This is a genomic window from Ktedonobacter robiniae (assembly GCF_016587375.1).
GTDB classification, from domain to species: Bacteria; Chloroflexota; Ktedonobacteria; order Ktedonobacterales; family Ktedonobacteraceae; genus Ktedonobacter; species Ktedonobacter robiniae.
Window position 1 is genome coordinate 3,465,646 of record NZ_BNJG01000001.1, and the last position, 24,592, is coordinate 3,490,237.

Genomic DNA, 24,592 nt, shown 5'->3' on the forward strand with positions numbered 1-24,592 from the left:
AGGAGCCTGAACGTGTATGAAAGAGGGAGAAGATGAAAACATTGAGCAACCATGAGTCTGGGCGTCCGGCAGGACCGACCAGCAGGGATGCAGAGAACGCAGAAGGTCGCTCTGGCGTTGTGGGGAACGAGCGGATGACTGCATTGGCTGGCGTGGTGCTTCTGGTGCTTCTCTTGATCGAACTGATCAGCTCGGTGAGCCTGCACGCGGGGATGGCCATCCATATCGTGGTCGGCGTGCTCCTTTCCTGCCCACTCCTCGTCAAGCTTGCTTCGACTGGTTACCGTTTCCTGCGCTACTATACCCGAGCGCCTGCGTATGTGCGCAAGGGTCCGCCCAGTTTGCCGAGGCGTTTACTGGCTCCGTTGCTCGTCGTCACAACTCTCCTGGTGGTCGGAAGCGGGATGGGTCTCGTGGTGACAGGCCCGACGAACGCCGGGTTGCTCATGCGTTTGCATGACCTCAGTGTCCTGCTCTGGATCTCGCTGATCGCTCTCCATGTCGGCGCCTACCTCTGGCGTGCTCCACGCCTGGTGGCGGATGATTGGAGAAAACCATCTGACAGGAGCTTGATCTCTGGGCGTAAGATCCGGCTTGGTGTGAACATCGGCGCGGGGCTTTCTGGCGCGGTCGTTGCCATGATCTTGTTCCCTGGCGTTGCTCCGTGGGTTACCTGGAGTCAGGCAAACCAGAAAATCTCTTCACCTGTGGTTGTTGGCCTGGTGATCGCAGCCGTGGCGAGCGTTTCGAGTCGCCCGTGGAAATGGAAGTAGAAGGAAGGAGCCTCTTGGAAAACCACTCACTGTAAGCTTATCCCACCTCTTATCGAGGAAAGAAAACGGCCTCATGGGCAGTCTTCGTGCTTCCCATGAGGTGAGGGTGGAGGACATACATGCAACCGTTATGCTGGCAACCGGAAGTTAGCCTTTCCATACAAGAAGAGCAGATTGTGAAACGAATACGATGTGCAAAACTGTTTGTGTTCCTGCGCTCCCACCGGCATGAACTGTTTGATAATGCGTTTCAACAGGAACTGTCAACCCTCTATCGGCCAAGTAAGCGAGGGCATCCACCCATCGCTCCCGCGCAACTCGCCCTGGCGATTATTCTGCAAGCGTATACAGGCGTATCCGATGATGAGGTGATCGAGGCAACCCTTATGGATCGGCGCTGGCAGGTGGTGTTGGATTGTCTGGACACCGATCAGGCCCCTTTCAGCAAAGGAACGTTCGTCGCTTTTCGCCAGCGTCTCATCGACGCGCAGATGGATCGACGACTCATCGAACGGACGATCAAGTTGGCCGACTCCACCCAGGCGTTTGGGTCACGGGCCTTACGCGCTGCATTGGACAGCAGCCCGCTCTGGGGAGCAGGTAGAGTCGAAGACACGATTAATCTGATCGGGCACGCGCTCAAAAAGCTCATGGGCGTGGTGGCTGAGCAGCAAGGAAGAGGATTGGTTGAAGTGGCACAAGAGGCTGGAGCAGAGATGGTCTGTGGAAGCAGCCTGAAAGCAGAGCTCGATCGGGATTGGGATCAGCCAGGGCAACGCGAAGAAGCATTGGGCATGGTTTTGCGTGTGTTGCAAGCGATGGAAACGTGGGTGCAAACGCTTCCGCAGGAAGAGGAAGAACTGGCTCAGCCATCCTTGGAGATTGCTCAGCGAATTCAAGCACAAGATATCGCATACGATGAGGATGGCAAGGCGAGCCTGATCAAAGGGGTCGCGAAAGATCGGCGCATCAGTATTGAAGACGCCGAGATGCGGCATGGGCGCAAAAGCCGGAGTGTGCGTGTGGATGGGTACAAACGCCATGTGCTCCACGACCTGGATACGGGTCTGATTCGTGCGGTGGGGATCACACCTGCCAACGTGGCAGAAGCCAGCGTGACGAAAGAGATCGACGCTGACCTGGAGCTGCAAGGAGTGCGTTTAACGGAACTCCATATCGACCGGGGCTATTTGAGTAGCCATTTCGTGCGAGGACGGAGTGATGAACTCGAAATCTATTGCAAAGCCTGGCCTGTCCGCGAGGGGAAGCGCTTCTCGAAACAGGCATTTATCCTGGACTGGGACCAGCAGATCATTCGCTGTCCAGCAGAACAGGAGATGCCCTTTGTCCTTGGTGGGGTTGTCCATTTTCCCAAAGATACCTGTGCCCAGTGTTCGCTGAAAGCCCAATGTACCACCAGCGCGAAAGGACGTAGTGTGAGCATTCATCCTGATGAAGCTCTGCTCATCGAGTTACGCCAGCGTCAGCAGACTCCCCAAGGACGCGCACAACTTCGCGAACGGGTGGCCGTTGAGCATTCCTTGGCCCATGTTGGCCGATGGCAAGGACGACGAGCGCGCTATCGTGGTAAACGCAAGAACCTCTTCGATCTGCGCCGCTGCGCCGTCGTCCACAACTTACATGTTCTGGCTCGCTCCCAGCAACTCTCTGCTGAGCTTCAGGAATCTGCGTGATTTCTCGACCGGTTCTCTAGAAGGCGCCTCTTTACGAGAGGCCAATTTAAGCCATGCCGACCTTACAGACGCGGACCTACACGATACCAAACTAGTTAATGCTAATTTACGAGAGGCCAATTTAAGCTATGCCGACCTTACAGATGCGGACCTACGTGGTGCTTGTCTAATCCAAGCCAACATGGCCGAAACCAATTTGACAGAAGCTAACCTAGCATACGCCAATCTGAGTAAAGCCAGTCTAATCGAAGCCAATTTAAGTGGCACCGATCTGAGAAGAGCTGACCTAAGCGATGCTATTTTAGAGGATATAGCATCAATGGAAAGAGCATGGTTAAAAGGTGTTATAGGGCTTTCTCAGACACAACTTGAGGAATTTAAAGCCAAAGGCGCTGTCATAGACAAAGATTTAGACTCTGAATTCGTACCCATCTCTGAGATCGTAGATCATTATTTTCCCCAAGATATTGTAACTTCCGTACCCAGTAACTCTGATCAAGGAAGCCAACCAACTACGGAGACGCCTGACACTACTACCCTAGATTCACAACAGATCCAAGATAAAGAAACGAAATGAAATCACCTTTTTATTTATTCCTAAAGTAAATGTCTCATGGCACGCAATAAGGTCATGATATTAGATAGTAAGGACGAGAACCAGGAAATAAGGTATAATAATGCTGATCAATAAATGGAGTGGCTAGCGAAAGGGAGGTGTCTATGGCAACCCAAGAAGAGAGACTCATAGCCTTAGAGCAAACAACCGCCGAATATAGACCCGTTTTACAAAACATTGCATATGAGCTAACAATGGTCAAGGGACTTACTATTGACCAGGTCGGAGCTACGCAAGGCTTAAGACAGGACATGAACAACGTTAAAGAGCGCTTAACCAACATCGAAGAAAAGCTTGATACCATCCTTACTCTACTAAAACCATCTTAGGCTAATCAAATGGCAAGCCGTAAGCCGTAAGGCTCAGAAATATCTACAGCAGCATTGCTAGTACAGCATTTAGTACAGCGACACACACAAATTTACGCAAGAGAACACCAACACGCACAAACAAAGAGGCCTGGTTTTAAGCTCCATAAGGATAGCCAAAAACACCCACAAACAAGCCGAATAGATCCCGGCCATTGGCACCAATGGCAAACCATTAGAACTTCACTTATCCCATAAACAAACCTTGCTTTCAAATTATTAGAGAGAATAGATATTCTTGCGTTTATTTAATCTAGCCAGTACAATAAATTCTCTAGCACAAAAAGAGCAAGGATGTAGAAATGCATGCAAAAGCAGAAATATCCAAACCATATCCGAAGAAGACAAACAGAACTTCTTTCGAAAATCCGCTCTTTCTTCATAGCTTTTATTTTGCTTTGCCTTGTATTCATCGGTGGAGCTTGGATACTCAGTTATGGAAATGTGATTTCTAATCAATGGGCACAAATATCATCAATCATTATGACTACACTTGGTGTCATAGCTGCTGTTTGCCAGTGGCTTCTTCCCCTCCCTTCAACGCAAACCTCAACATCTAATATTCATCTACCAGAAAACCAACAACCTAAAACAGCTCCAACACCATGCTCAACATCTACCTTTCCTTATCATTTCCCTCGTCGCAATCCTTTTTTTACAGGTCGAGAAGAACTGATAAGAAAACTACGTGAGCAACTGACGACGAAGAATGCCACAGCACTGACTCAGGCTCAAGCGATTAGCGGCCTCGGTGGCATCGGAAAAACACAAATAGCAGTGGAATATGCATATCGTTATCGCAACGAGTATCAGTATATCTTTTGGGCAAGTGTGACGGATGCAGTAACCTTTCTCTCAAGCATTGTTGAAATTGCCCATCTCCTTCGACTTCCAGAAAGATGCGAACAGGATCAGACCATCATTGCCGATGCGGTAAAACATTGGCTTGCCATGAATGAGCATTGGCTTCTTATCCTAGACAATGCTGATGATCTCGCCATCATTGACGCTTTTCTACCTCCTGATATGAAGGGCCATCTTCTCATCACCACACGTGCTCAAGCCGTAGGAACACTTGCAAACCCTCTCGACGTTTCAAAAATGAGTATAGACGAAGGCATCACGCTCCTTTTGCGTCGCGCCAAAAGAATTGATACACATCAGACGCTTGAGAGTGCAAAAGCACAAGACCGAACTGAGGCGGAAGCGATTGCTCAAGAACTTGATGTCCTTCCCCTTGCCTTAGATCAAGCTGGAGCATACATTGAAGAGACGAAATGTAGCCTTTCGTCTTATCTAAGAACCTATCAGCTACATCGTCAAGAGATGCTCAAATACCGAGGTTCTCTTCCACCCAATCACCCTGAACCTGTTGCAACGACCTGGTCGCTCTCTTTCCGAAACATCGAAAAAGCTAATCCTCTTGCTGCAAATCTGCTACAACTATGCGCGTTTCTTGATGCTGAAGATATTCCCGAAGAAATTTTTACTAAGGAAGCCCTCCATCTTGGACCACATCTCGGAAAACTGCAAGCTCACCCAGAGCAACTCAACACGTCAATGAGCATTATTGGTCGCTACTCACTTCTTCATCGCAATCCTGATACTCAAACACTGACTATTCATCGTCTCGTTCAAGCTGTTTTGAAAGACAGTATGTCAAAGAAAATGCAACATCTCTGGGCGGAACGAGCGGTGCAGGCCGTAGGTTCGGTGTTTCCATCAGTAGATGTAGATACATGGGAACAATGCCGTCGATACCTTTCCCATGCACGAACTTGCATCTCTCTTATACGTAACTACTCATTACTCACTCAAGAAACAGCAAAATTAATTGATAAAGTTGCGACATATGATAAGGATCATGCTTTATATACAGAAGCTGAGAATATCTACAATGACATTGTGAAATTAAATGAGAAGGTGCTGGGTCCTGAGCACCCCGATACCGCTAGTAGCCTCAGCAACCTGGCCTATCTCTATAAGAGCCAGGGCAAGTATGAGCTGGCTGAACCGCTCCTCCAACGTACGCTCGCCATTCCTCTGAAAGAGCTGGAGAAAGAGACAAAAACACCCCCCTGTGGGTCAAGTGACCCAAGAGAACCTCATCCGCAAGCTCGTATGCTGGAAGCAGGATTAAGCGATCTGAGTAGGGGTCAGCGTCACCTGATATCCCAACCGTTCAAGCTGCCTGGTTGCCCGTCGCTCAGCATGCTTGCGATCTAATTCCGAAAAGTAGTTTGCTCCTCTTCCTCTGAAAGAGCTGGAGAAAGAGACAAAAACACCCCCCTGTGGGTCAAGTGACCCAAGAGAACCTCATCCGCAAGCTCGTATGCTGGAAGCAGGATTAAGCGATCTGAGTAGGGGTCAGCGTCACCTGATATCCCAACCGTTCAAGCTGCCTGGTTGCCCGTCGCTCAGCATGCTTGCGATCTAATTCCGAAAAGTAGTTTGCTCCTCTTTCCTGATAGGGCTCACCAGTCGTGAGCATGTGATAGTAGATCACCAGAATGCTGTGAGCCACCGCCACGACAGCACGTTTGTTGCCACGACGAGCAGCAATCTGATGATACTGTGCCGAGAGATAGCTGTGCTTGGTTCGAGCGGCGGCATTGGCGGCTTGAACCAGCATCGCTTTAATCCAGCGATTGCCTTTGCGAATGCGTCCACTTTTGCGTTTGCCTCCACTCTCGTTATTGCCAGGACAAATGCCCACCCAGGAGGCGAGGTGAGCGGCATCCGGAAAAGGAGACACATCCGAGCCTATCTCAGCCAGGAGAACTTCGATGATTCGACGGCTACATCCAGGAATAGCATCGAGCCGCTGAATCAACGCCTCCTGAGGGCGCAAGCGCTCCTCAATCTCCCTGTCCAGGCGCGAAATTCCCCGATCATGTCGCTCGATCAGGGAGAGCAGTTCCTGCAAGAGGAGGCGGTGATGGTCCCTCAGGCGTCCACGCAGCGCTTGTGCCAGCGCGTCACGTTTGCTCATCGCACGTCCCAGAGCCAGATCTGCTAACACGGCTGGATCTTCCTCTCCGCGAAGGAGAGCCGAGAGAATCTGCTGTCCTGATTTCCCCATGATATCCGTCAACACGGACGAGAGCTTCAGATTGGTATCTTCCAGCGTTTTGTGGAGCCGATTCACCAGCCGGGTTCGCTCGGCGATCAGAGTTGTGCGCAGACGGGTCAGATCACGAAGCTCTCGTTGTTGGGGTGACGGGATAAAGCTGGGTTTGAGGAGCCCAAACTGCAAGAGTTCGGCGATCCACTCCGCATCCTTTTTATCGGTTTTGCGACCTGGAACGCGTTTGAGATGTTCGGCATTGACAATCATGACCTGCTCAAAGTGCCCTTCCATGAGGTTGAAAGGGGACTTCCAATACACCCCGGTTGACTCCATCGCGATGGCCTGGCACCGCGCTGTTTTCAGCCAGTCAACGCACGAGAGTAATTCACTCGTCATCGTCGAAAAGCGCCGCAGCTCTTTGTGTTGCTGTCCTTTCTCATCGACAGCGAGCAAACATGCCACCAGAAATTGTTTGTGGACATCAATCCCGCAACAGCTTCGATACAGGACTTCCATCAGGGTTCCTCCTTCTGATACGCTGTGGTCAATGGTTAGCGATCAGCGACCAGGAAGTACCCGGCCTGTGAGGTTAGATTCCTCTACGTGCTTCTGGAAAAGAGCGACAACTGGCGGTGCAAACGGGTACCTGGAGACAGCTTCGGGCTCACGCTCATGTTCATAACTGGGCGTCCGTTCTCACCTGGCCGCGATCTCTCCAGTATATCCTCTTTCATCCCTGGTGGTGTCCCGGCACGGGGCATGCTGCTTCGGGAGAAAGTGCTGGGTCCTGAGCACCCCGATACTGCTCGTAGCCTCAACAATCTGGCTGGTCTCTATAAGAGCCAGGGCAAGTATGAGCTGGCTGAACCGCTCTACCAACGTGCGCTCGCCATTCGGGAGAAAGTGCTGGGTCCTGAGCACCCCGATACCGCTCTCAGTCTCAACAACCTGGCTGGTCTCTATAAGAGCCAGGGCAAGTATGAGCTGGCTGAACCGCTCTACCAACGTGCGCTCGCCATTTGGGAGAAAGCGCTGGGTCCTGAGCACCCCGATACCGCTCGTAGCCTCAACAACCTGGCCTATCTCTATAAGAGCCAGGGCAAGTATGAGCTGGCTGAACCGCTCTACCAACGTGCGCTCGCCATTCGAGAGAAGGTGCTGGGTCCTGAGCACCCCGATACCGCTAGTAGCCTCAACAACCTGGCCTATCTCTATAAGAGCCAGGGCAAGTATGAGCTGGCTGAACCGCTCTACCAACATGCGCTCGCCATTTGGGAGAAAGTGCTGGGTCCTGAGCACCCCGATACCGCTCTCAGTCTCAACAACCTGGCCTATCTCTATAAGAGCCAGGGCAAGTATGAGCTGGCTGAACCGCTCTACCAACATGCGCTCGCCATTTGGAAGAAAGTGCTGGGTCCTGAGCACCCCGATACCGCTCAAAGCCTCCACAACCTGGCTGGTCTCTACTACGACCAAGGCAAGTATGAGCTGGCTGAACCGCTCTACCAACGTGCGCTCGCCATTCGAGAGAAGGTGCTGGGTCCTGAGCACCCCGATACCGCTCTCAGTCTCAACAACCTGGCTGGTCTCTACGACAGCCAGGGCAAGTATGAGCTGGCTGAACCGCTCTACCAACGTGCGCTCGCCATTCGAGAGAAGGTGCTGGGCCCTGAGCACCCCGATACCGCTCAAAGCCTCAACAACCTGGCTGGTCTCTACTACGGCCAGGGCAAGTATGAGCTGGCTGAATCGCTCTACCAACGTGCTCTCGCCATTTGTGAAAAGGTGCTCAGTCCTGAGCACCCTACTACTCGAACTATTCAAAGTAACTACAAAGAGCTGATGACAAAATTTAAGCCGCAAATTCTAAACCAAACAAAGTTACTAATTACTAAACTTTTGAGAGCAAAACTGAGAGCAAAACCGCTCAACACACATCATAAAAGGTAGACAAGAATGGACAAAAATATCCTACTCTCAAGCTCAAAAAGGTCATGAATAGGACACCTAAGCTAGTTCAAAAAAACATGCAAAGGAGTTCAACTCTCCCCATTTACACCACTAGAAGGCTCGAAGTAGCAATAGATAAACCAGCTTCTAGCCTTCTTATACGTATCAATGGCAAGCTGTGCTTGAAAAGGCAATTTCTATAACCAAATCAGAGCACCAATAATACGTGAAAAAGATGCCGTAGCCTAAGGCCTTGGTAAAGCTTTGGACTGCACCCATTTTCCCGGACAGTGATCGAAGTCAACTTCGCGAAAATATCGTACACTGAGAAAGACGCGAAGGAGAAGAAACGATGCACAAGCGACAACACAGCCGAGAATTTAAACTGGATGTCGTCCGTCAGGTGAGTACCGGCCAGAAGCGACCAGCCCAAGTCTGCCGCGAATATGGACTGGCTGCAAGTGTTCTCTCGCGGTGGCGCAAGGAGTATCAGGAGCGCGGAGAGTTGGCCTTTTTGTCCACCGAGTCAGGACCGGCCACTGAAGCCTCACGGGTAGCCGAATTAGAGCGTTTTTGTGGACAATTGGCGTTGGAGAATCAGGTGTTAAAAAAAGCCTTGCAGAGCAGAGGGTTGGGGAGCGTCACGCCATGATCCAACAGGCTCATCAAGACCACCCGGAACTCTCGGTGCTACGGCTGTGTGAATGGTTCTCCGTGAGTCGCAGTTGGTACTATGAAGCCAAGCTCGAACAGGGAGATGAGAGAGAAACGGAGCTGCGCGATCACATTGAGCGAATCATTTTGGAGTTTCCCGGCTATGGCTATCGTCGCGTCACTCGTGCTCTGGCACGAGCAGGTTGGAAGGTCAATCATAAACGCGTCTTGCGGATCATGCGGGAAGAATCCTTGTTGTGTCATCTGAAAAAACGATTTGTGGTTGCGACGACCGACTCGCGGCATAGGTTCCCGGTCTATCCCAATGTGTTAGCCGATCGGGTACTGACGGCACCCGATCAGGCGTGGGTGGCTGATCTCACGTACATCCGCCTGCGGGGAGCTTTTGTGTACCTGGCTTGTATCCTGGATGCGTTCTCACGCCGGTGCGTGGGGTGGTTCCTCTCACGGGAGATGACGACTCAGTTGACCCTGGCCGCCTTGAACCAGGCCATTGCCGAACGCCACCCAGCTCCCGGCTTGATCCATCACAGCGATCGTGGCGTCCAATATGCGAGTCACGACTATGTGGAGCAGTTACAGGCGATTGGCGCGCACATCAGTATGTCGGCCGTGGGGAATCCGTACGACAATGCCAAAGCCGAAAGTTTCTTTAAGACGTTAAAAATGGAGGAAGTGTATCTCAAAGAGTACGAGTCATTTGCCGATGCAGAAGCCAATTTACAGGAATTCATCGAGCAGGTGTACAATACCAAGCGCTTGCATTCTAGCTTGGGGTATCTTCCGCCTGCTGAGTTTGAGGAAGCCTATGCCTCTGTGGCCAGAAGTTGACTTCCTCGTGTGTCCGGCAAAAGGGGTTCACTCCACTTTTCTATCTTGACTATAATGATTAAAGAGGGATAGGACATCACAAATATTGACGTTCTGCAATCTATGAGAAGGGCCGCGATGACACCAGAATGCTACCAGAAGCTTGAAACGTTGCGTCTCTCTGTCGGGACAATCAAAGCAGCACTAGAAACGGCAGAAGTGCAAAAGACAAAGGCTGACCATATCAAATTCATGAACATAGTCCGAAAGGAACTCAAGGCACTATGTCATATAATAGAGTACATCGGAGCTGATTTGAACGCTCAAGCAACGGAAAAAACGAGTATTGAGGAACCGAAAAGAGAAGCAGCGCCGCCATCGTCATTTTGGTCAGCTATATTCAAGAGTCTCTTCAGGTCGCTCTCATAGCTCTAGTTGAAAAAATCGAACCATCATCTTAGTACAACAAGTACAGCGTTTAGTACAGCCACACCGACCAACAGATAAAAGAAACTACCAATACCCACAGACGATAGGCCAAGATTTTAAGCGTTCAGAAAACGACAACAAATACCCACAAATAAACCGACTAGAATCTCTCCATCGGCACCAATGGCAAGCTATAAAAAGTCATTCTCCCCCAGAGGTGGTAAGAGGCAGTTTTGATATCCCCCAAATTAATTAATGTGTTTTCTCTCGTGTATGTTATAATTCTACAAGAACGTATATCTACTATAAAGTAGCAGCCTGTCACGCAGTGTTGTTGTAAATAAAGAGAATCCCGTCGGTTCCGCTGTTGGACCCAAGAAAAGCACCAGAGTCTTGATTGACTCTGGTGCTTTTGTGTTTCCGCCACTATCGGAGTACAATAAGTGTTCCGGTGGTTTCTTCGTGTTCTATGACTCCCTCTAGCATTCTCAAAACCGGTAAAAATGCGGGCCGTGGTATTATGGCTGCAATGTGTTGATGTTCCACATCATAACCGAGACCTCCTGGCTCTAAAATGTGCATAACTATATCCCGGCGCTCTTCTGCCGTCGCGACGTTCCACAAGGCGGCCATTCCTGGTAGCCGCTCCCCTGCTTCTATGACCTCTTCTAAGCGTATTCCGTTCGTCTCTGGAACTTCTAAAGACCTCAATGCTAACTCGACGGCGGCCATTTCTGCCTCCATCTCTTCATCTTCGATGTAGCCCTCCCTATGCTGTTTGAGAATACGATCGCGCTTGAGGCGTAGGCGCTCCTTCTCTCGCTCCATTGCCTCCGAGTCAAAACCCGCTTGCTGTGCTGCCTGGACCATTTGCTCGCGCACCATATCACGCCAGTAGAGGGGGAGTCGTAAGCGCTGTAATTCAGTAGACATCTCAACAACGAGGCGAAGCCATCTTACCCAGGATGGCTTCGCTTACGTTCATAACTCATCAGTCAGTTCAAATCAGGCTTCTACACCATTCTTTACTCCCCATAACATCGGATTTCCCTGGTTTTCCAACCAACCCAACGCTCTCTTAAAGGCGATTAACCAGGAAACACGATGCTGATAACCTGCACTGCCCACCTGGGAGCAGCTCACCAGGACTTAACGTTGTATTTTTCGTCGGCGGGCCTAAAGGGCCCATATGGCCGCACCGGCAGCACAGAACTGCCGAGTGGTATGCCCACTTCACAGTTTCCATCAAAACTGGTCAATCTCATGGCGGCCCTCGCCACAGGCTTCAACGCAGGAATGATGACAAAAGCCGTTCTATCAGTCATTCCTCAAACGAAAGTAATCCCTGTTCCAGGGCAACCGCAACTGCGGCAGCGCGTGAGTCAACGCCGAGCTTCGCATAGATGGAGGCAAGGTGAGCGTTTACCGTTCGCTCAGTAACAACAAAGCGAACTGCAATCTCTTTACTCCGCTCTCCCCTGGCTACTGCTGCCAGAATATCTCGCTCGCGCGCTGTCAGGCTCAAGCGGTGCGATTTGGAAGCCACAGGTGGAGAGAGCGTTCGTTCTGCACGAGTAAGAATCCTCTCCATCATTTCTGGCTGCATAAGCATTTCTCCACGCGCTGCCGCATGAATCGTATGCAGCACCACAGATAAATCCGCGTCCTTGAGAAGATAGCCTCGCGCCCCTGCACGTAGGCTGCTTATCATCAAGTCATCTTCATTGTAGGTCGTCAACATAATCACCGCGACTCGCGGCCATGCCGTATGGAGACGTTTGAGGGCTTCCAGACCATCCATCTTGGGCATGCGCAGATCCATCAGCACCACATCGGGTTGTCGCTCTTCGACCAATTGCAATACGCTCTCACCATCCACCGCTTCGCCCACCAGTTGAATGCCTTCTCCCATTTCAAGCATCATGCGTATGCCCAGACGCACGACAGGGTGATCATCGGCAATCACCACATGTATCTCTCTACTCTCATTCACCTGCTACACCTTCTTCTTGCTTTATCCCCGGCAGCCTGAAACGTAACCTCGTCCCTTGTCCAGGCGAGCTGACAATCTCTATCGTGCCGTCGATCAGGCGGGCGCGTTCTCGTAACCCAAGCAGGCCATAATGCCCGGCATGTATCTGCACTCCCGCTGGGTCAAAGCCCTCTCCATCATCTCGCACCTCAATAGTCAGCAGCGCATTCCTCTGCTCGCACTCAATCCAGACGTGAGATGCCCTGGCATGACGCTCGACGTTATTCAGCGCCTCGCTCACTATGCGCAAAATGTGCTCACGTGCTGATGCTGGAAGACACGCGAGGAGTTCGAGTGCATTGGCCGTACAAGTTATTCCAGTCTTACTCATAAAACGGCTCATTTCCTCTTGAAGAGCCCTCATCAGGTCATCAGAGGCAAGAAGCGTAGTGCGCAGGTCATCAATGGCCCGGCGCGCATTGGCCAGCATCTCACGTGATATCTGTATCGCTTGCTGCATTACCTGCTGTGCGCGCTCATAACGGCGCATCCCTAGATGAGAATGCGCAACCTGAATCTGCATCATGACGCCCGCTATGCCCTGTGCCAGGGTGTCGTGCAACTCACGCGCCAGGCGTTGGCGCTCGGCGATACGCGAGAGGTCCTCAATACGCCTGGTGGATACTTTTAACTGACTATGCGCAGCCGCAAGTTGATCATGCGCCTCCATCAATTGTGCGTGAATACGCGTTTGCTGGACATACAACATCAAATAGCCAGCGACAAAGAGGATCAGGGCCATGTAATCAGATGTATTCCAGAGGTTAATCCATATAGCCGTCTGGCTCATCAGAGGCCATGAAGACTTCACATGATACCAGGGGGTAAGATTCAATGCGGCATATAGAAGGATAAGTAGAATATAGCTGCCTGCCACCCCAATGACAATGCGCGCTTGCCTGAGCATAATAATCGCACCAAGCGTCAAAGCGAGGTAGAGGTTAAGCATGATATTGACCTGATGAACAACCAGGCTCGCTCCAAGCACGAGCGCTCCCTGAAGCGGGAAGTAGAGCCAGTAGAGACGTCGTGTGATCCCTCCAGATACGCCTCTCCAGAGCAGCAAAGCATGGATTCCTATAAGGAGCAAAAACACACTGTTCTGTGAGAGGTCGTGCGTCATCAACTGGATAACCGGCTTTTGGCACACAGTCAACGATGTTCCGCCCCAGAAGGTGCTCTGAGCCGCGCTTACTCCCAGTAGCCCCCAGATGGCGACCAGGCCTACCCATAAGAGCAACAGCCAGCGTAGCATACGAAAGTGCTCAGTATCATTCATCCCGCGATCCCTTTATCTGTGTGAAAGACGTTCTTTGACTTTTGCAGGTTCCTAGTATAGCACGCATGTCAGAAGAAGAGGGTGCATAATCTGACAGGGAATTTTAACATGGCAAAACCTACATTCAGGCTATATAAACTCACTGTCAGAACTGACGATGTAATGCCACTCTAGCCTGGTTATACTGCGAACATGCTACAAGCCTACAAGAGCCACTGCGTATGATCGCAAGATTATGAGATCAAGGAAGGAGTGCATTTTGCAGCAAACACTCACACTAGAAACAACACAAACTAGCAATGCCGTCATCGTCGCAACGAATGTATGCAAAGAGTATAACACTGGCACGGTCAAGGTACAGGCGCTTCAAGGGGTGAATCTCACTATTCACACTGGAGAAGTGGTCGCGATTATGGGGCCAAGCGGCTGCGGCAAGACGACCCTGCTCAACTGCCTCAGTAGCCTGGACACGATCAAATCAGGGACGATCAAAATAGCTGGACGAGATATCCAGTGCCTCTCAGACAGGCAATTGACTTCCCTTCGTGCTCGAGAAATGGGCTTTGTGTTCCAATCTTACAACCTGCTACCAGTATTAACTGCTGTCGAAAATGTTGAGCTTCCTCTGCTGGTCAGTGGTGAGCGGCCAAAGAAAGCCCGTAAGCAGGCACTAGAGAGACTCGCCCAGGTTGGACTAGAAGCACGGGCCAACCATCGTCCGGCGGAACTCTCAGGCGGACAGCAGCAGCGTGTCGCTATCGCACGTGCTCTCTCCACCCACCCCTCTATTGTCTGGGCTGATGAACCAACAGGAGCGCTTGACAGTAAAAGCAGTCAGGAAGTCATCGACTTGATGCTTCGCTTGAATCAAGAGCAGCAACTTACCTTCGTCTGGGTCACACATGCGCGCGAGGTGGCACAACAAGCCAGCCGTCTCATCACAATGAGCGATGGGCTTATCACGGAAGATCTCGCCCTGCTCAAGGGATAGACAAGCCACTAACGCTTTCTACGCTTTTGCACTTCAGGCTCACTATACACCTAAATAACATACTTATTGTTCATCGCAAAAAGGGAAACACAGCGTAGCTATGAAAAGCCTCTTTTTTGGACAGGAACAGAACATGGAACTGTTCCTCATCTCACTTACCATTCTGATCCTGTTGTTCATAGCAGGTATCGGGTTTACCCAACGGACGCTCTTACGCATCGGACTGCGAAACATGCTGAGGAGACGTGGCCAAATGTTGCTGCTACTCGGGGGACTCGCCCTTTCGTCGGCGTTCATCACCGCGTCCTTTGTGCTCAATGACAGCCTGCAATACGCAGCAAACGCACAACTTCTCGGCAACATCGGCACCATTGACGAAACGGTAACCGGCACGTTCACGGCCGAACAGGCCACGACCTACCTCTCGGACATCAGGCGCAATGAACACATACAGGCCGCCACTGGTCTGCTACAGAGCTATCAAACAGCCTCTATTACTTCACAACGGACGGGCTTTTCACAAGATCGGCTCAATGTCGTCGCCGTACCAGCGGACTTCGACGAGGTATTTGGTCCAGCCAGGGATAGTGATGGAAAGCGTGTGCGCTTCGCGAACCTGCATGCCGGGGACCTCTACCTGGGAGCCACGTTGGCCCAAAACTTCTCAGCCCATGTTGGCGATCAACTCACGCTCACGCTCTCAGGAAGACGCGTCACAGGAACGGTTCGCGCCATCCTCGCCACGAATATATCGACGAATGCGAGTGATATTCTCTTTGATAACTCCGAACTTCTGGCGCTCTCGCTGCCGTACTATCAGCAGGTCACGCAGCAGCAAGGAGTAATGAATACCATCGCCGTTAGAAACGTTGGACAGCAGGACGATAGCCCGACAGTTTCACGTTTCCTACAACAACTCTTCAACGCTCGCGCCGATGGATGGAAGAAGCTTTCCAGTTCACCTTCCTATGTCGCCCGGCAAGTCCATGTCATCAATCCCGATCTCATCTACTACCTGGGGCCACAATCATTCACCAATGGCCTTGGGGCACAAGGGGCGCTCCAATTCACTGAACTGGTTCCGGCCCTTACGATATTACTTGTTGGCATAGGTATGCTTCTGCTCGCCTTGCTCCTGATCCTGTTGGCAACAGAACGTCGTGTGGAACTGGGCGTCAGTCGCGCGATTGGTTTCCAACGCTCGCATGTGATACAGTCTCTGCTCATCGAGGGGACAAGCTATGGCATTATCGCTGCCATTCCGGGACTGCTTGTTGGCGTCGGACTGGTCGCGCTGGAATTGTTTGTACTCTCCTTCATCCCCTTACAAACTGGCCCTAAATCATCGGCGTTGATGCACCTTTCGTTGCACGTCTGGCTCAACTGGCATAGCCTGCTCATCTCGCTCTGCCTGAGTATCCTCACAACCTTTCTGATTGTGCTCTGTACCGCCATCTGGATTAGCCGTCTCAACATTGTCGCCGCCATCCGCAACTTGAGTGAGTCAGGGAAAGCACACCAGTCGCTCCTCTCCCTGATGAGAACCGTCATCGCGCCCAATAACGGCCAGTCGCCTGTCCCTACCTGCGAAAGACATCAGTTTATGCGCCGCATATCTGCAATCTGGAGCCTGATATGTGGCCTCATCACACGCGGCCCCCTTCTGCTTCTATTGGTGTTCCTCTTGTTCCAATTTGCCAGGTTTTCAGCTCAAACCTGGCTTCATCAGATCAGCCTGGCGCTGACTATCGCAGCCATCGGCTTGTGCGTACGCTGGCTTGTACGGATCGTTCTCACCACACTGAATGCCCCATCGACAACGCTGGCAAGCCGTCTGGGCTTTAGCCTGATAGGGATCGGCTGGCTGGCGTCCAGCATACAACCGGGCGGGGCCTTATTCAGCATTTTTCAACCATCATCTGCAAACAATGGAATCTTGATACGGGCCGCTGGTGCTGGGGGCCTGAATATGAATGCGCTTACCATTGTCCTGACTGACCTTTTCCTGATTTCTGGGGCCGTCGTGTTCATTATCGCGAACTGCGACGTGTTCGTAATCCTGCTCACATCGCTCTTCTCACGCATACATGGTATGGCCTCAATCAGTCGCATGAGCCTGTCCTATCCACTCACCTATCGCTTTCGCACGACCATGACGATCTCGCTGTTAGGTGCGATTGTCTTTCTCATTATGCTTGTCGTCACGCTCAACCTCGGCTCGGCACAAGAGGCACATCGTGATACTGCGGTTGGGGGCTATGACCTGACAGTAAGCGCTCAGGCACTTCCACAGGATGTTCTCCAGCGCATCCAGACCAATGCGACGCTACGCCAAGACATAGCGACAATGGCAACTGTTCATACAGTCGGAAGGTCCGCAGCGCATCCGCGACAACTGCTCGTCCCAGGTCAGCGCCCGCAAACGCTCTCCGCAATCATCGCAGCTATGAGCGATAACTTCTTCCGCGAGAATACCATGGCCTTGCAAACTCGTGCGCGCGGATATAATTCAGACCAGGCAGTGTGGGAGATGGTACGTACGCATCCAGAATACACAGTTCTGCGCTATGAAACGACAATGCGCGGCATCAATTCCACTCAAAACGGCTTCCAGCCCTTCACTGTTCATGCATTGGATGACACCGGGCATGTGCATCCACTCACGGTCATCGGCTTCACTGCGAGCACGACTGCCTGGTCCTACCTGTATACATCGGAGCGCACATTTGCGACCATTTATGGAGCTGCGCCACAGAGCAGCCACGTGATGGAACTGGTACGCCTCAACCCTGAGGTGAGCGAAGAGCAGGCCACGCGCGATCTCATGAAAGCCTTCGGGGCGCAATATACCCTACAAGTACAATCGCTTACGTCAAGTGCTGGCGCGACCACCCAGGCGACCCTTACTATCTTCTATAGTTGCTACCTGGGATTAGGACTGGTCTTCGGAGCGCTAGCCCTAGCGGTCATCATGAGCCGGGCCGTTGTCGAACGGCGACAACATATCGGGATGCTGCGCGCATTCGGCTTCTCACGCACACTTGTTGCGCTCTCGTTCTTGATGGAAGCTGGCTTTATCATTACGCTGAGCCTGCTCATTGGCACTGCCCTCGCTCTATGGTCTGCCTACCGGATCACGGCTTCCTATGGCCCAACCTTCCCCATTCCTATAACAATGATCACTCTCATTTTCCTCGGCTGCTATCTCGTAGCCCTTATTGCCACCTGGGTACCAGCCAACCAGGCAGCGCGGCTCTATCCCAGTGAGGCTCTGCGCTATGAATAAAGCAGCCTGCACTATCTACATTATCCAGAAATTGAGAACATAGAAAGAGGGACATATGTCTCGACGGAATAAGCATCCACACAAGTCCACATCTACCACGCAAGGACGTCTAACACCACAATCGGATAAACCTGTTAGGGGACAGCGTAGATACCGTCAAAAGATCTCCTGGTGGAGCATCCTGCTTACTGGAGTGGGTATCGTGCTCGTCGGCTTAATGGCTGTCTTCGGCTTTCGCTTCTTTTCGAGCCTGAACACAACAGCAACTTCCTCGCTTTCCCCGGCTACGGAGGATGCCGTGACGCCAACAATACCCGGAGACAACAGCACAGGGGATTCGAGCAATCCAAACCAGAAAGCCTCCTCGCCCTGGAGCAACCAGGAGTTCGTCTCAACTGTTCTCGGCCAGATGGCCGAGAAATTCAACCTGTCCCTTGATCAACTATCAAAACAAGTCCAATCCGGCCTGCAAATAGAAGACGTGGCTGCCCAGCATGGCATTTCGGTAGACCAACTGCATGCCATCGAAATCAACGCGCTTCAAACTGGGATAGATAAACTGACCAGTACCAACCAGATGAGTCAGGATGAGGCCAGTATCATGATGCATGATTTCAAGAGCAAGACCCAGCAAAAGCTTAATGGCGTCTTCACCTACGAGCTTGGTGGTACGCCTCCCATTCCCACAAACGCCACCCAAACAGTTCTACCAAAGTAGGAGCATCTTCAAAAGAGCAAATCAACGACCACATTAATTATCGCAGACTGCGAGATTGAACCCGGTAGTATAGTAATAGGGACTTGTCGTTGTTGTGCCGCACAAGTCCCTTGCTACTCTGATATTCACCAGGACTTATGTAATATGCTTTTCCCCGACTGACAGGCCTTTGCTGATCGAATGTGTGACGCGCGTGGCCGCGGAGACATTATTATAGGAATTGAGCACTTTCGATTTCAAATGGAGTGCCAGATTGGGCCAGCACTCGATTTCGGGGTAGAGATTAGAATATCATCGTGACCAGAAAACAGCTTCTCGATGGGGATCAAGGCCAGGTGCGACCGGTGATTCGTCGCCCGTCGTTTCCGTCTCGCTCCCCCAGTGGGACACACCGACACTCATCGAGTGTCGGCGTTTTTGTGTTTACGAGGGCTTGTGCCTCATGGCCAGGCGCCGAAGCGACTCGGGGTTGACGCCGAACTGCCGGGCCACCTGCCTGAGCGATACCCCCTCGTCCAGTAACCGGAATGCCTCTTCCCGCTGCTCGAACGAGAGCCTCTGGCTCGTCTGCTGCTCGATGCCTTCCTGCTCAACCAACCGCTGAATCATTCCCCGCTCGATGCCCGCTTGGCCCGTGCCTTCTTCCATTGCTCCTCGCGTGTTGGCTGTCCTCAACAGTTTTATACTCGGCTTGTTTGACCTGTTGGAGGTGCCCAATGTGGCCAGACAGATGCGCTCGTTTGATGCTCACCCGCATCAAGTCGTTCGTCTGGTCCTGGCTCGGCCCTGACTTTTACTTTGCCCTGATGTGCAGAAATAACTCTTTGACAACTACATAAGGTAACCCGTATAATAGAGAGGCAATATGATTGTTTGACTCTTCCCACATCAAAAGGAGCGAATTGTCCTGAACGAGCAAACATACACCATCACTTTTGATGAAACAGATCAAGTCTCGCCTGCTGACGCCAATCGCTTTGCTGAGGAATTGAGACAGATGTTGCTTGATGCTTCACCTGATGTCGAAGTACAACGCAAACGCGATGATCCCCTGACACAGGACTTCGGGGGAACGCTCGTGCTGCTTTGGGGAACTCCTGCTGCTGCTGCAATTGTCACTGCCATTGGCAATTGGCTGGCACTGCGCACTAGAGCTTCCATCACGATCAAGGGAGCCAATGAAGAGATCGTGGTACAAAACATTACAAGCAAAAAAGCGGGCGAACTAGCAGAATTGCTACTCAAGAAACACTAAAGAATTTTCGGAAACAGGATAACTCGTCGGTATGGAAGCACAGGAACCCTCGCCACAAACAACCCTATTGATTTTATTGGGTGCCAGTGCGTGGCCGTTTTATCCTGAATTCCAAAGTTCGGAGGCGTTTGCCAATGCAGCGCGGAGGCTCAAGGCATATTTTCTCAATCCCAGGCTCTTTGGACTCCCTGCTGAGAATCTACTTGATCTCTTCGACTCAGACAAAAGCGCTGATGAGTTGGACACGGCGATTGGACAATTTCTCGAGCAACGTCTGACAATCATGAAAGCCGCTGGGAACGCGGGGAGAGATCTCTTGCTCTACTTTATCGGCCATGGTGGCTTTGTCGGACGCGACTCAGACTTTTTTCTGGCTATTCGCCGGACTCGCACGGAGAATCCGCGAGCATCGAGCATGCAGGTGCTGTCGTTGGCTGATACGCTGGCCGAGCGAGCACGTCATCTCCGCCGCATGATTATCCTGGATTGCTGTTTTGCTGCCGCTGCATTTCGTGACTTTCAAGCCGGAGGGCCCGATCAGGTAGCTCAGCAAAAGACCATCGAGGCGTTTGAGGTAAAACGGAAAACACGCGGCTTCCCCAGCAAAGGCACAACGCTCCTCTGTTCATCTAGTCACACGTCGCCCTCTCGGCTTCTCCCCGATAGCAGTTGGACGATGTTCAGCAAGGCCTTTCTGGATACGCTGGTTGAGGGAACGGCAATACAGCAGGAATATTTGTCGTTGCGCGATGTGAAGGACAACGCAGCGGATCTGTTGCATGAGATACGGAATGCTCCCCTGCCCGTTGTCCTTTCCCCAGACCAGAGCGAAGGTGATGTGGCGGATATTCCCTTCTTCCCCAATCCCTGGTTTGAGAAGTACCAGTCCCGTAAAGCTGCTGAGGAACAGGCGAGCAAAGCTCAGGATAAAGATGCCCTTGAAGCTGATGAGACGCTCATTCGTCCGGGAGAAGCTCAGCCTGTTTACAGTGCTTCTGAGTTGGAAATGCCACATTCAGGCGAGGAAAAGCAGAAAGCTGTGGATGAGCAAGTTCCCAAAGTGGAAGAGGCTCTAGAAAAACCTGCTGATCAGTCAGAAAATCAACGATCTCTTTTTGCACGTCAGTTCTTACGGCCATCACACAAGTCTGCTGCTCCCCTCAAATTCTCTCGGCTTAGCCAGAGCCAGTCCTCGCTTGGAACTCTCAATAATCCATCTGGACCAACTCCACAGCCAGTCCATGCCCCGCTTAACGTCAAAACACGCGACGAGTTCCTTAATGAAACTTTGGGTGCCTGGGATGAGCCATATCTCCCCTGGTTTACTGCTTTTGCCTTGCTCGCCGGGCTTGGAATTGGTGCAGATACTATCATCAGGTCAAGTGTCCCTTACTCCTGGTTATGGTCTATGGGAACGGTGCTTGTTGCTGCGCCCCTTATCTATCTAACTGCTTATCGCAAGGTTGTAAATATCTCTATTATGATCATCATAGCGCTGATCAGCGCCGCTGGAGCTTCTGGCCTGGCTGCCTATACCTCTTCCTTCACACATCCTTCAGATACCAGTAATTTCTTCTTGTTTGGCTTGAGCCAGCGGGTGTGGCTCGACCGACAGTTGTACATTGGCTTAATCGTTGGAGGAGGCATGGGTCTCTTCGCCTCAGTCGTGGGGATTCTCAGTGAGGGGCTAGATGAACTATGGGAATTAATTTGGGTATCTCACCAGTGGGGACCTATTATCTGGCTCGGTCTTGCCATCTTAACCTTCCTGGTCAATTTGGTATCCCATGTCGAGTGGGGATTTGGTTTTGGTTACGGGTGGGATATTAGCTTGATGGCTGTCGAGGCTGGTATCCTCACTCCCTTGGGAATAACTTACTGGCTCACATTTTGGATAAAAGGGGCAAAGGTAAAGATTATCCAATAACCTGGATCATTGATGCTGCTAACCTTTGCCCTCTCCCATCATTCTCTACACATACGCGAGATAGCGCTCTTTCATCAGATGCAGCACTTCATCTCCTGGTGTATGCCAGATCGCGTAATTAAAAATCTCGACCTCAATGGGACCAGCATAGCCCCCCTCTTCAACGGCCAAACGCTGCTCCTGGGCGAACAGGTCAGTCCCCCTCCAGATGCGACGGGAAAACCAAAACGCGGGCGACGCAAGCAGAGCGCAGCACGTAATTTACTCGATAGCCTCCTTTGTCAGATACTAGTAGTGAAATGGTAGAATGACTCATCCTCTTTCCCTTTGACGAGCAGCAAGAACCGTACGCCTGATCGTCTCATATGAGACGCCATAATCTTTTGCAACTTTGCGCAGTGGCTCGTGATTCTCCGTGACGCGTTGTAGTACGGTCTGCCATTCAACTTGTGGAATCTTCCATTGGGGATGATGTGGTCCTGGGCGTCGTTGCGATAAAGGAATGCCTACTGGATTCTCAAAGGCCTGTTCTAATGGGGTACCAGATTGAGCGTAATCAGAACTGGACTTCGGCGTAGAGACAAGAGTGTCACCGCGACCCGAAAACAACTTGTCAATGGGGATCAAGGCCAGGTGCGACCGGTGGTTCGTCGCCCGTCGGTTCCGTTGCGACCAGTGAATTGTCACAAGCAGTTCACTGGTTTCTTTGTATTCAAAGACTCCTTGAAGCAGACGTAAAATGGGCAAGAATGCCGGGCGTGGTTTGAGTGCAGCAATCATTTTCAGTTCGGCATCATAATATAATCCCTCTGGCTCCAAGAGAATTGAGACCATCTCATGCCGCTCTTCGGGCGAGGCGCTTGTGCTTGAGGGGCCTACGGATACTATCGCCTTTGAGATATACATCGAACAGATTCTCGCACCGAGTCTGCAAGCGGGACAAATCGCCGTGATGGATAATTTGAGCAGTCACGCAGGAGAAAAGGTACGGCAGGCTCTTTCGGCAAGGGGTTGCCAGCTCTTGTTTCTCCCATCCTACTCCCCCGATTTGTCACCAATCGAGGAGGCGTTCTCGAAACTCAAAGCCTTTTTACGCCGGGTGGGAGCACGCCCTCCAGAGGCATTACAAGAGGCCATTGGACAAGCTCTTCTGCCCATTACGATACAGGATGCTCACGGATGGTTCGGATACTGTGGCTATCTGCCTGTCGATACGGCAGGGTAAGGACGCTCGCTCCTCCCATCGATCGGAATGAGGATCGTGGCCATGCCAGCCAGAGGTCCTGCACTCTTCAATCACAGATCGCCTGATAGGTCAGTGTGACAAAATCCTCACCAACTTGCGTGTAGAACGGGTTGTCACTCCCGACCTGAAGCAGCAGGGTTGCCATCAGGTCGTCCCCAACGCTCCTGGCCAGCCAAAGGAGCCGACTCTTGGTCCGAGACTGACTTGTCTGGTCCTGACCGCTACTCTATAACCAACCCCCCGGTTGGTCCACATCCCGGATCGATCAGCATCGTAGCGATCAAATTCAAAAAAGGGGTAGGTATGTTGCTCAGGCGTGAGATAGTCGGTCGTCATCGCTTCTACTGCCTTGCGTGAGAGGAGACGCACGCCATCCAGGTCCCCTTTGCCTAGCAACATCTGCCCGAACCGCTGGTAATCGTCAGCGGTGGAAACCAGGCCAGCTCCTCTGGATGGGAAGAGCGGCGGCTCAGCCCAACCCGTCCTGCGAGGATGATCCGCTACCGTGAGTTCTGCTGCGGCCGTTTTCGCATAGAGCACCGCCGGCCTGCTGCGTTTGTCTAGAGGCACCGCAAAGCTTGTATCTCCCATCCCCAGCGGCTCGAAGATGCGCTGACGCAATACCATTTCCAGCGACTGGCCCCTGACCCGGGCAATCAGCACCCCTAGAAGATCAGAGGCCATCTCGTAGAGCCACCGCATCCCTGGCTCATAGAGCAAGGGGAGAGCGGACAAACGGGCCATCCAGGCGTCGGGGTCCAAACGCTCGGTTTGCTCAAGCTGTGGCGGGTAGGGAAACAAAGCAAAGGTGCGTGGCCAGAGCGAAGACGGTCCCCACCCGATGCCGAGACGATAGGTGAGCAGGTCGTGCAGCGTAATCGAGCGGGGAGATGGATAGACTTCCGCGGGCTCGCCATCCGGGTCGCGCATCACCATGCGGTGTGTCAGTTCTGGGAGCCAGGTATCCACCGAGTCGTAGAGGCGAAGCCTGCCTTCTTCGACTAGCATCAAGGCAACGACAGTCGTTACCGGTTTGGTCATGGACATGATACGAAAGAGCGTATCGCGCTGGATGGGGATCTGTGCCTCTCTGTCTTGCCAGCCAATGGTCTCGGCGTAGGCTTCCTCGCCGCGCTCGACGTAGCAGTGCAAGATGCTGCTCAAGCGATCCAGACGTTCTTGCGACAATCCTGTCTTCTGAATGCTTGCTCTTTCGTTTATCCCATGCTCCTCCATTCGGGTTGGTTCAAAATCGTTTTGTATTGTAACTGAAACAAGCACAGACATGCAAGCGGTGTGGAGGAAAAGCTCAATCTTTGAGAAGACCGCTGTAGCGGTAGTTTGTTGACTCGGGAAATCGCTTATGATTTCGAGTGAACATCCTGAGCAATTTGAGCTGAGCGAAGCACTCGTTGATGGGTTTCAAATGAGTCGAAACCCCGAGTCAACAAACCAGCGGTAGGAAGCGCACGC

General features: G+C 51.8%; 19 protein-coding genes and 2 pseudogenes. 13 read left to right on the forward strand and 8 right to left on the reverse strand.

The genetic code is table 11. The features are described 5' to 3' along the window. The first annotated feature begins 32 nt into the window (after positions 1-32). The 5 genes from JMJ04_RS14445 (at position 33) to JMJ04_RS14465 (ending at position 5,677) form a co-directional block, all read left to right on the forward strand. Positions 33-773: a hypothetical protein gene (locus JMJ04_RS14445; RefSeq protein ID WP_201371167.1), complete on the forward strand. Its 741-nt coding sequence runs from the start codon at positions 33-35 to the stop codon at positions 771-773. Positions 774-892: 119 nt separating this feature from the next. Continuing rightward, positions 893-2,467, forward strand: a complete 1,575-nt coding sequence (locus JMJ04_RS14450; RefSeq protein WP_201371168.1) for an IS1182 family transposase — start codon at positions 893-895, stop codon at positions 2,465-2,467. Beyond that, a complete protein-coding gene (locus JMJ04_RS48020; RefSeq protein ID WP_201371169.1) occupies positions 2,415-3,044 on the forward strand; it encodes a pentapeptide repeat-containing protein in 630 nt (209 codons plus the stop codon). The genes JMJ04_RS14450 and JMJ04_RS48020 overlap by 53 nt, the downstream gene beginning before the upstream one ends. A 143-nt stretch (positions 3,045-3,187) precedes the next feature. After that, positions 3,188-3,412 (forward strand): hypothetical protein, encoded by a 225-nt coding sequence (locus JMJ04_RS14460; protein ID WP_201371170.1) that lies wholly within the window; start codon positions 3,188-3,190, stop codon positions 3,410-3,412. Positions 3,413-3,757: 345 nt separating this feature from the next. Then, on the forward strand, positions 3,758-5,677 hold the full coding sequence (locus tag JMJ04_RS14465) for a tetratricopeptide repeat protein (protein WP_201371171.1): 1,920 nt from the start codon (positions 3,758-3,760) through the stop codon (positions 5,675-5,677). 121 nt (positions 5,678-5,798) lie between these two features. On the opposite strand, the gene JMJ04_RS14470 is transcribed toward JMJ04_RS14465, so the two are convergent. Next, positions 5,799-7,037, reverse strand: coding sequence for an IS110 family RNA-guided transposase (locus tag JMJ04_RS14470; RefSeq protein WP_201371172.1), 1,239 nt, complete (start codon positions 7,035-7,037; stop codon positions 5,799-5,801). Between the two features lie 255 nt (positions 7,038-7,292). Between JMJ04_RS14470 and JMJ04_RS14475 the strand changes: the two are divergent. Together JMJ04_RS14475 and JMJ04_RS14480 are read left to right on the forward strand one after the other, a co-directional pair. After that, positions 7,293-8,471 (forward strand): annotated as a pseudogene (locus JMJ04_RS14475) (tetratricopeptide repeat protein); the annotation flags it as partial. Positions 8,472-8,823: 352 nt separating this feature from the next. Beyond that, a pseudogene (locus JMJ04_RS14480) lies at positions 8,824-9,977 on the forward strand (IS3 family transposase). Positions 9,978-10,811: 834 nt separating this feature from the next. On the opposite strand, the gene JMJ04_RS14485 reads toward JMJ04_RS14480, so the two are convergent. The 3 genes from JMJ04_RS14485 to JMJ04_RS14495 all read right to left on the reverse strand — a co-directional run bounded on the left by JMJ04_RS14485 (position 10,812) and on the right by JMJ04_RS14495 (position 13,696). Next, entirely contained in the window at positions 10,812-11,318 is a 507-nt protein-coding gene (locus JMJ04_RS14485; protein ID WP_201371174.1) for a hypothetical protein, read from the reverse strand. Between the two features lie 388 nt (positions 11,319-11,706). Further along, a complete protein-coding gene (locus JMJ04_RS14490; protein ID WP_201371175.1) occupies positions 11,707-12,378 on the reverse strand; it encodes a response regulator transcription factor in 672 nt (223 codons plus the stop codon). Beyond that, positions 12,371-13,696 carry a sensor histidine kinase gene (locus JMJ04_RS14495; RefSeq protein ID WP_201371176.1) on the reverse strand — a complete coding sequence of 442 codons (1,326 nt, stop codon included), beginning with the start codon at positions 13,694-13,696 and terminating at the stop codon, positions 12,371-12,373. The genes JMJ04_RS14490 and JMJ04_RS14495 overlap by 8 nt, the downstream gene beginning before the upstream one ends. Positions 13,697-13,955: 259 nt before the next feature. Between JMJ04_RS14495 and JMJ04_RS14500 the strand changes: the two genes are divergently transcribed. The 3 genes from JMJ04_RS14500 (at position 13,956) to JMJ04_RS14510 (ending at position 18,691) form a co-directional block, all read left to right on the forward strand. Further along, entirely contained in the window at positions 13,956-14,687 is a 732-nt protein-coding gene (locus JMJ04_RS14500) for an ABC transporter ATP-binding protein (protein WP_201371177.1), read from the forward strand. A gap of 133 nt (positions 14,688-14,820) precedes the next feature. Further along, on the forward strand, positions 14,821-17,973 hold the full coding sequence (locus JMJ04_RS14505; protein ID WP_201371178.1) for an ABC transporter permease: 3,153 nt from the start codon (positions 14,821-14,823) through the stop codon (positions 17,971-17,973). A gap of 55 nt (positions 17,974-18,028) precedes the next feature. Further along, positions 18,029-18,691: a hypothetical protein gene (locus tag JMJ04_RS14510; RefSeq protein ID WP_201371179.1), complete on the forward strand. Its 663-nt coding sequence runs from the start codon at positions 18,029-18,031 to the stop codon at positions 18,689-18,691. Positions 18,692-19,114: 423 nt separating this feature from the next. On the opposite strand, the gene JMJ04_RS14515 is transcribed toward JMJ04_RS14510, so the two are convergent. Further along, positions 19,115-19,366, reverse strand: coding sequence for a helix-turn-helix domain-containing protein (locus JMJ04_RS14515; RefSeq protein ID WP_236038025.1), 252 nt, complete (start codon positions 19,364-19,366; stop codon positions 19,115-19,117). A 322-nt stretch (positions 19,367-19,688) separates the two neighbouring features. On the opposite strand from JMJ04_RS14515, the gene JMJ04_RS14520 reads away from it, so the two are divergent. Next, the gene (locus JMJ04_RS14520; protein ID WP_201371180.1) at positions 19,689-19,946 is read left to right on the forward strand and encodes a hypothetical protein; all 258 of its coding nucleotides are present in this window, start codon (positions 19,689-19,691) and stop codon (positions 19,944-19,946) included. Positions 19,947-19,977: 31 nt separating this feature from the next. Beyond that, the gene (locus tag JMJ04_RS14525; RefSeq protein WP_201371181.1) at positions 19,978-21,873 is read left to right on the forward strand and encodes a hypothetical protein; all 1,896 of its coding nucleotides are present in this window, start codon (positions 19,978-19,980) and stop codon (positions 21,871-21,873) included. 45 nt (positions 21,874-21,918) lie between these two features. Here JMJ04_RS14525 and JMJ04_RS48025 read toward each other — a convergent pair whose 3' ends face one another. After that, a complete protein-coding gene (locus JMJ04_RS48025; protein WP_268887338.1) occupies positions 21,919-22,044 on the reverse strand; it encodes a hypothetical protein in 126 nt (41 codons plus the stop codon). Positions 22,045-22,185: 141 nt separating this feature from the next. Beyond that, a complete protein-coding gene (locus tag JMJ04_RS14530; protein WP_201371182.1) occupies positions 22,186-22,707 on the reverse strand; it encodes a hypothetical protein in 522 nt (173 codons plus the stop codon). On the opposite strand from JMJ04_RS14530, the gene JMJ04_RS14535 reads away from it, so the two are divergent. After that, a complete protein-coding gene (locus JMJ04_RS14535) occupies positions 22,706-23,098 on the forward strand; it encodes a transposase (protein WP_420799480.1) in 393 nt (130 codons plus the stop codon). The two genes, JMJ04_RS14530 and JMJ04_RS14535, sit on opposite strands and share 2 nt — an antisense overlap. 165 nt (positions 23,099-23,263) lie before the next feature. Here the strand turns inward: JMJ04_RS14535 and JMJ04_RS14540 are convergent, their stop codons facing one another. Next, positions 23,264-24,307, reverse strand: coding sequence for a serine hydrolase domain-containing protein (locus JMJ04_RS14540; RefSeq protein WP_201371184.1), 1,044 nt, complete (start codon positions 24,305-24,307; stop codon positions 23,264-23,266). Between the last annotated feature and the right edge of the window lie 285 nt (positions 24,308-24,592).